Source organism: Ectopseudomonas alcaliphila (assembly GCF_900101755.1).
In the GTDB taxonomy this organism is placed as follows: Bacteria; Pseudomonadota; Gammaproteobacteria; order Pseudomonadales; family Pseudomonadaceae; genus Aquipseudomonas; species Aquipseudomonas alcaliphila.
In genome coordinates, this window is sequence record NZ_FNAE01000018.1 from 1 (window position 1) to 4,873 (window position 4,873).

General features: G+C 45.2%; 7 protein-coding genes and 1 pseudogene. 7 read left to right on the forward strand and 1 reads right to left on the reverse strand.

Annotation, left to right across the window (positions count from 1 at the left end):
• The 7 genes from BLR77_RS25405 to BLR77_RS24710 form a co-directional block, all read left to right on the forward strand.
• On the forward strand, nucleotides 1–421 hold a 421-nt coding region (locus BLR77_RS25405; protein WP_238380628.1), incomplete at its 5' end, for a hypothetical protein.
• A gap of 580 nt (nucleotides 422–1,001) precedes the next feature.
• Entirely contained in the window at nucleotides 1,002–1,268 is a 267-nt protein-coding gene (locus BLR77_RS25410; RefSeq protein ID WP_139203102.1) for a hypothetical protein, read from the forward strand.
• A gap of 586 nt (nucleotides 1,269–1,854) precedes the next feature.
• Entirely contained in the window at nucleotides 1,855–2,196 is a 342-nt protein-coding gene (locus tag BLR77_RS24700; protein ID WP_202907464.1) for a hypothetical protein, read from the forward strand.
• A gap of 95 nt (nucleotides 2,197–2,291) precedes the next feature.
• Nucleotides 2,292–2,666 carry a hypothetical protein gene (locus tag BLR77_RS25415; RefSeq protein WP_139203103.1) on the forward strand — a complete coding sequence of 125 codons (375 nt, stop codon included), beginning with the start codon at nucleotides 2,292–2,294 and terminating at the stop codon, nucleotides 2,664–2,666.
• A 79-nt stretch (nucleotides 2,667–2,745) separates the two neighbouring features.
• Nucleotides 2,746–3,123, forward strand: a complete 378-nt coding sequence (locus BLR77_RS25420; protein ID WP_122163863.1) for a hypothetical protein — start codon at nucleotides 2,746–2,748, stop codon at nucleotides 3,121–3,123.
• A 95-nt stretch (nucleotides 3,124–3,218) separates the two neighbouring features.
• On the forward strand, nucleotides 3,219–3,620 hold the full coding sequence (locus BLR77_RS24705) for a nuclear transport factor 2 family protein (RefSeq protein ID WP_074682756.1): 402 nt from the start codon (nucleotides 3,219–3,221) through the stop codon (nucleotides 3,618–3,620).
• Nucleotides 3,621–3,948: 328 nt separating this feature from the next.
• Entirely contained in the window at nucleotides 3,949–4,437 is a 489-nt protein-coding gene (locus BLR77_RS24710) for a hypothetical protein (RefSeq protein ID WP_074682758.1), read from the forward strand.
• A gap of 269 nt (nucleotides 4,438–4,706) precedes the next feature.
• On the opposite strand, the pseudogene BLR77_RS25425 reads toward BLR77_RS24710, so the two are convergent.
• Nucleotides 4,707–4,873 (reverse strand): annotated as a pseudogene (locus BLR77_RS25425) (IS110 family transposase); the annotation flags it as partial.

Here is a 4,873-nt window from a genome sequence, read left to right on the forward strand (position 1 = left end):
GTTAGGTGCACTACAAAATATGAAATCTCTATTCAGGTATATAGTGGCGATATCAACAGCATTTTTTGTAGCGCTTTGGCTACTGCCGTTTTTCGATTACCTGTGGTTATCTCCAGATGAACTTGATTTAGCCGCAGCAGCCGGCTTCGGCTCATATATCCCAAGTCACATCGCAATCTACTGGTCTCTTTTCATTGCATGGCTCGCCACCTCAATTGGCTTGTTCTTCTTTTCTCCTATTGCACGAAAATCGTTTTTCATACTACTGATTGTAACGGCTATAGCTAGCTTCTTTTCGGGATTTTCTGTTATGACACCGCTAAGTGCCGGCATAAGTGGAATAGTCATACTTTCTGATGGCGTTATAATAACAATGGCGTACTTTACTTCTGTTTCAAAACACTTTGTGGAAAGCACCTAACAACCGGTTCAAACCGTTCGCTTCGCTCACTGAGACGGGCTAAAGCCCGCCCCTTAACCAAACGTTAGGCAAAACCACAAAAGGAATAACCATGGGCTCGTTACCGACAACCCAATCGCGCGCAATCTTTAACCTGGCTTTTTTCCTGTATGGAATCTACAACCTTCTTGAATTAACCATATGGCTAAAGTATTTAGGCATCCCTAGTGCACGGTATGGTGACTTCCATGTACTAAAACTTATACCACTTAGCGCTGTTCAGCTAATAATAATTATTGGTGGATTTCTTGCTATAAAAAAATCAAGATTCGCATTGCACGCATACGTCACGGCAATACTATTTTGCGTCACAGTCAAAATAAAGCTAATTTTTTTCGGCCTGGGTGATGACACACAAACAAATCCATCATCTGAACGAATGTTTATTATTACTCTAGCTGCACTATACTTTTATAGTACAAAACAAGAAAAACCAACCGGCAATTAATATGCCTAACAATTGGTTCAAGTCGCTCGCTGCGCTCTCTGGGACGGGCTAAAGCCCGCCCCTTAACCAAACGTTAGGCGCAAGAGGTATCCCGTGAATAATGAAGTTGCTGAAAAAATCAGCATCCTGATGATGCAGATCAATGCTCAACTAAACGACAGCATTGCACTTGTCCGTGATAACTGCACACAAGAAGAATTTGACTCTTATCGCCGAGGCGCCGCTAAAGTCATGGCCGAAATTCTGCTAAAAATAGTAAATCCACTATATTCCGAGCATCCAGAACTAATGCCGGAAGCACTTGACGGAACTTACAAAGTAAACCCAAAAATATTTGAGCCCCGCTTTTACGAATGGTGAGTGTCGTACGACTCGGCTCCGATTAAATATGTTTGACTACCCGTCAGTTGGAATAAGCGTGCAAGCTGAGTACGGATTTTTTGTGGAATCAATACGCTATGTGTGAATCACCTAACTAGTGGTTCAAACCGTTCGCTTCGCTCACTGGGACGGGCTAAAGCCCGCCCCTTAACCAAACGTTATATGCACAGGAGTCAGGCATGGACAACGTTGACATCGAGCACTCTCTGAGCAAGTTATATTCAAACCTCGGATCTAGCCTAATTGAGGCAACTCCTGAGCATTGGAATTCGGCTATTCTTCACATGAAAACAGAAGAGAATGGAGTGTCTCACTACATTGAATCTGATGAAGGACATTCAGACATAGTAATGTGCACTGACGAAATAATTGAGGCATCTTGCCAGATTATAAAAAAACTAGAAACCCATAACAAAATGTACAAAAAAGCAACACTAAGGGTTTGGCTTTCCGAGGAAAGTAAATGGAAATTTCAGTTCGAGCGGTAAAGCATATAACAATTGGTTCAAATCGCTCGCTGGGACGGGCTAAAGCCCGCCCCTTAACCAAACGTTAGGAGCCAAGGATGTGGCAATCGATCCCCTTATATGAACTGAAGACGCTGATCGCACAGCAAATTGCGGAGTGCTCTCCAGAAACTCGCATGCTGTTTGAGGCAAACGCTATCACACCCCAGAAGTGGACGCTTTCCCCATGGGGAGACGATGGTGGTGGCTTCTGGGTAATTGCCATAATTGGCAAATTTGTCCTCTGGTATAACGACATTGAGGAAGGCTTCAATACATCATCGTTTACCCAAGAGGGAGCTATCGAGCAGTATTGGTGCAATCAAGACCCACTACATGTAGCGCTGCTTAGCTTAAGCTCAAAATCACCAAAGTTAGGAGCCCCCCATGCACCTGCGTAAGCTCCTAACTAGTGGTTCAAGCCGTTCGCTCCGCTCACTGGGACGGGCTAAAGCCCGCCCCTTAACCAAACGTTAGGTTAACGCAAGGTATAGCCGTGCAAAAATTCGTAGAGATACTCAGGAAAGACAAGGGGCACGAGAAAGAGAACCTTTGGTTCGAAAAGTGCCGCCGAGAGAAGGCACCATTTATAACACTAAAAACAAGAACAAAGTTCGCCGACGTGCACTGGGACTACATAACATACCCAAACGAAGTTGATCAGCACTTAGCCACACATAAAGAAAGCACGACAAAAAAAGCAATAGAGATTTTTATGCGCCACGCCAATGAAAAATCTGAATATCAAGTCTCCAGCGGCCTTGTTTACTTCAATAACCTAGAAATTCAAAATGCAAAAATCGCAGCTGAAGAACTCTACGATCTAGTCGTAGATACAGTGTCATCTTGTCCTGCAGTTGCGAAAACCTAACTAGTGGTTCAAGGCCGTTCGCTTCGCTCACTCGGGACGGGCTAAAGCCCGCCCCTTAACCAAACGTTAGACCTAGATCATGAACGGACTCACCCGCGAAAACTCATCAACCATTGCCTTTGTCGTGAATTGCTACCTAAGCAACTCAATAAGCACAGATGAATTGCAGCAATGGGCTATTCGAATCATGGAGTCAACTGAAGCATACCCAGACTACATAGCTGAGTTGCTTCGCTTTGATGCTCCTCGCTTCCATATCTACAAAACAATCGGCTTCAGCCCTGGCCGCAGCTTTACAAATCAGGAGGACGAAGCAATTTTTGGCATTGCATATCTACGTAATCGCGAGGTATTTGACGGCCCAACTAGAGAGCATGCTATAAACTCACTACATATGAACCAGGCTATCCTTACAGAATTCAGAACTGCTTTTCCGTTCATCCAAGTAGCGGTGTAAGGTCTAACAAATGGTTCAAATCGTTCGCTTCGCTCACTGGGACGGGCTAAAGCCCGCCCCTTAACCAAACGTTAACCGACACAAGGAAAGTACGGGTGAATCAACAATTACTTAGAACGCGAGAAAAATGGTACTCGGCTTTCATCGCCGGTGACGTTGCCACAATGCATGAAATAGAAACCGAGTCTTTTACCGTCATAAATGACTTCGGCGTACAAAATAAAATTGAACAGCTAAATAATATTTCCAAATCAGTTGATGGCGGCCGTTGGTTCGCCCCCGAAAGTCGCACTGAAGACTTGAGTTTAGAAATATTAAATCTTGGCAATTTTGCTTTTATTCATGGCCAAGGCCTCACAATATCTAAAAACAATAAAACACCAGAAATTTTCTTTAGTGAGCTATGGCAAAATGTTGACGGGCAATGGCGTGTAATAAACTTACACTACACAACAGCCCGCAACTCAAGCGTCCTGCGCAATGTATCGGCTAACTAGTGGTTCAAGTCGTTCGCTTCGCTCACTCGGGACGGGCTAAAGCCCGCCCCTTAACCTATCGTTAGGAGAACAGAGCATGCAAAAACAGCTAAGCACACATATCTCCGATGAATTTGAAGGCTGGGATGGAGACACAGTTTACGAGCTAGACAACAGGGAAGAGAAAAGGGGACAGATTTATTTTCGGGCACCAGTGATGTGGGTCAATAAATAAATCTGTCCCCTTTTTCCCGTTCGTGAGCTTGTCATTTAACAATTGGTTCAAACCGTTCGCTTCGCTCACTGGGACGGGCTAAAGCCCGCCCCTTAACCAAACGTTAGCCACCCTATGAAAATCATCGAAACGCATCAGTTTTACATAGTAGTATCCATGAGCGATTTAGTGAATTGGCATGGTGACGGTGATGATGACTTTGAAGCCAACAGAGAAATCCAGTCGGCAATTGAGCTTCTAGGTCTAGATGCGGACATAAAGCACCTATATAAAGAATATTTCTATCAAACAAAAACCGGCCAAGGCGATGTATATGCTTTCTTAAACAGGAATGAGTCTAAAAATCTCTTTGCCATTGACATGTACCGAGAAGTCACAGATCAATTAGACATAGTTTCTATCTTTGTTAGTGCTTCGCCGAAGCTAGCTTCAATCGTCAAGGCCAAGCTAAGAAATTTATTTGATTCGGCTTCATGCCAGGTCGCTTACGAAGAAGCCAACAGCCTTCCTAAATTTCAACAATTGCTTAACAACAATAAACCTCCAATTACCATTAAAGAAAGCGGCTATAGGCAAAATTTAATTGTGCAACAGTGCGGCTAACAACTTATATGGACTCTCCCCACAAGTAGCGGGCAAAGCTTTTCTTTTGCACTTGTCGTCAGCGCGGTTGCATTCGTATATCCGGCCTGTTCTGGGCTTTCCTCCCTGGCCATTCTGTAGTTCGCGCAGCGGGGGCCAAGCGTTCAATCGATCCCCGGGATCATCGTTGTTATCGGCCTTGTTCCGCTGCAGGACTCGCCTGTTTCGACAGTGCTGCTACTCACCACAACCACAAGAAAACCACCACGCCTTACTGATTACACCCGCCGTCAGGCGGGCTTTGTGCTCTGCCAATTGCCATTGAACCGCCGCTCGTGGCACCACACCGCCCAGCAGATCCGCACCAGTTTGTTGGCCAGCGCCACCGCCGCCTTGTTGTGACCGATACGGGCTGCCGTCTGCACAGCCCAGCGCTGCAGTTGGGTCAGCTTTTCCG